The sequence below is a fragment of the Halomonas sp. genome (genome assembly GCF_033549285.1).
Classification (GTDB): Bacteria; Pseudomonadota; Gammaproteobacteria; order Pseudomonadales; family Halomonadaceae; genus Halomonas.
Genome location: NZ_JAWSUJ010000191.1, coordinates 1 through 2,604, shown reverse-complemented (window position 1 = coordinate 2,604; position 2,604 = coordinate 1). Strand labels below are relative to the sequence as shown.

Sequence of the window (2,604 nt, the reverse complement as noted above, 5' to 3'; positions counted from 1 at the left end):
GTTGGCGGTTTCGCGCTGGGTGTTGGCAGCGTCGCTGAAGCTGTCACTGACCCGGTTGACACTCACGCTCGCCAGCCACTGATTCATCTCGTAACGGGCGTTGGCGCTGATGTGATGTTTTGGCGCGTTGGGCAGGTCATTACCGGCGTTGTCGCCCGTGCGCTGCTCGGTGGCGAGGTAGGTGTAGCCAAGACCCAATGACAGGCGATCGGTGGTCTGCCAGTCAGTCTCCAGCTCGATGCCTTCGTGACGCGTCTCGCCCAGGTTGACGAAGCGCTCATTGGCCTTGTCGAACTGGATCTGGTCCTCATAGTCGATGCGGAACAGCGTCGCCGAGGTGGTGAGGGTCGGCGTCACATCAACGCGAGCGCCCAGCTCATAGTTCCAGGCGGTCTCGTTGGCCACGTCGCCTTCCCGGGTAGCTTGGGCGATCTGGACCGGCACCAGCGATTTCTGAGCGTTGGCGAACACGAAGACGTCATCGGTGGCAGCATATCCCACCGTCAGCCCCGGCAGGATCTCATTGGTGTCATTGGTCGAGGGCGTGTCGTTGAGGGCGTCATAGAAATCCATGCGCACATCTTCGTAGCGTACCCCGGGGGTGATCTCCAGCCGGCCCCCCATCAGGCTCAGGGTATCGCTGGCGTAGAGCGCCACGGCGTCGGTCTCCAGATCCCAGCGACGCACCTCGCCATAGCTGCCGGTAGAGAGCTCCTCGCGATTGACATCGAAGTCGACCTCCTCGCTGACATAGCGGGCGCCCAGGGTGACAGTGTGGAGGCCCTCTCGCACCGTCAGGCGCGGCTCGGTGCCCCACACGTGGAAGAGCCTTGGTGAGTCAGCCACATGGCTCGATTCCGCCTCGGGGTCAGACCAGGCACCGCCGCTGACCAGGTCCTGGCCGAAGAAGAAGGTGCGATCGGCACGGTGGGCAAAGTTGCGCCAGGTGAATTCGACGTCGTCGTTGGGGCGATAGGTCCAGCCCAGGGTACCGCGCAGCATGTCCGCTTCATAGGCATCATGAGGCCGCTGGGAGGCGGTGCGGTCGCGTTCATAGGCCGCGGGGCTGAGCGCCCCGGGCAGTTCGGCGTCCACTTCATAGTACTGCAGGCTCGCGTCCAGGCTGTGGCGATCGTCGATAAAGTACTCGGCGTCGACCAGGAAGTTCTGGACTTCGGTATCGGAGTTCTCGCGGAAACCTTCGCCACCCTGGACGTTGGCCTGGAACTGCAGCGCCAGGTCGTCATTGACGAAGCCGCCGACCCGGTAATAGGTGTCATGGAAGACATTCCCCGTGTCTTCGGCGATGGTCACCCGCTCCGACAGGGTCTGCTCAGCCTCCCCAGGGATCGGTTTGGTCAGGAAGTTGACCACCCCGCCGACGTTGTTGGGGCCGTAGTGGACCGCCGCGCCGCCGCGTACCACGTCGATGGTGTCGATGCTCTGCAGTGTCACCGGGAACAACGAGGCGCTGACGTTGCTGTAGGGGCCGATGGCGATCGGGTAGCCATCCATCATCATCTTCAGGCGTTCGCTGCGCAGCGGATTGAGGCCGCGCAGGCCGATATTGGGCAGCACACCGGTGCCAGTCTCGTCGAGAACCTGGACACCCGGCACCGAGCGCAGCGCGTCCTCGATGTTCAGGGCGCCGCTGTCATGGAGCTGCTCGGGCTCGATCACCGTGCGTGTGCCGGCGTAGGTCTGCACTTCTTCCTCGGTCGGGTTGCCGAGCCAGTCGCCCTGGACGACTAGGGTATCGAGTTGGGCGGCCTCCTGGGCAAGGGCATCGGCGCCGATCAACGCGGAGGCAATGCCGATAGCGGCAGCGAGAGGTGTCTTGCGGGAGTCGCCTGCGACGGACGAGAGCGTGAAACGTGAGGTTTCCATGATGAGCCCATTTTTTGAGTTAGAATGTAAATGAGACTCAATTGTATATGTGAATTGATGTTAAGTATAGGCACCCCAGGTTCTGCCGTTGGCCTATTCCTGGGCGCTAGAGTGCTGGCGTGCTGAGAGACGACATCGGCACGAAATACGGCGACGGGGAAGCCTGGGCCTCGTCGTGAGCCTCCGAGACGTCATCAATGACGCGGGCACGGATGCGAAAGACATCGGCCAGAAGCTGCTCGGTCAGTACCTCGGCTGGTGGCCCCGCCTGGATGAGTTGCCCTGCATACATGGCGACCAGACGGTGCCCCACCCAGGCCGCCTGGTTGAGGTCATGCAATGACATGATCACGGTGAGCCCCTGTTCACGGTTGAGTGCCTGCAACAGCTCCAGGATCTCCAGTTGATGGCCTAGATCCAGGAAGGTAGTGGGTTCGTCCAGAATCAGGAGCTCAGCTTGTTGGGCCAGGCACAGCGCGATCCAGGCTCGCTGACGTTCGCCGCCGGACAAGGCCGACAGGGGGCGAGCTTCGTAGCCGGCCAGGCCCGTCACCCGGATTGCCCAGCGCACCCGGGCGTGGTCCTGCTCGCCGAGGGGGGCAAACAGGCGCTGGTGGGGAAAGCGGCCATAGCGTACCAGCGTAAGCGGCCATTCCGGCGCGTCGTTTCTCTAAGTGGCCTGACCCCCTACGCTGATCCCGTCATTCACCGACGGAG

Annotated in this window: 2 protein-coding genes; both read right to left on the bottom strand. The window is 63.0% G+C overall.

Annotated features, from left to right (window positions below):
* The coding region (locus SCI24_RS21320; protein ID WP_318727269.1) for a TonB-dependent siderophore receptor at positions 1–1,887 on the bottom strand (1,887 nt) is incomplete at its 3' end.
* Between the two features lie 106 nt (positions 1,888–1,993).
* Positions 1,994–2,527 (bottom strand): ABC transporter ATP-binding protein, encoded by a 534-nt coding sequence (locus tag SCI24_RS21315; RefSeq protein WP_318727270.1) that lies wholly within the window; start codon positions 2,525–2,527, stop codon positions 1,994–1,996.
* Positions 2,528–2,604 lie beyond the last annotated feature (77 nt).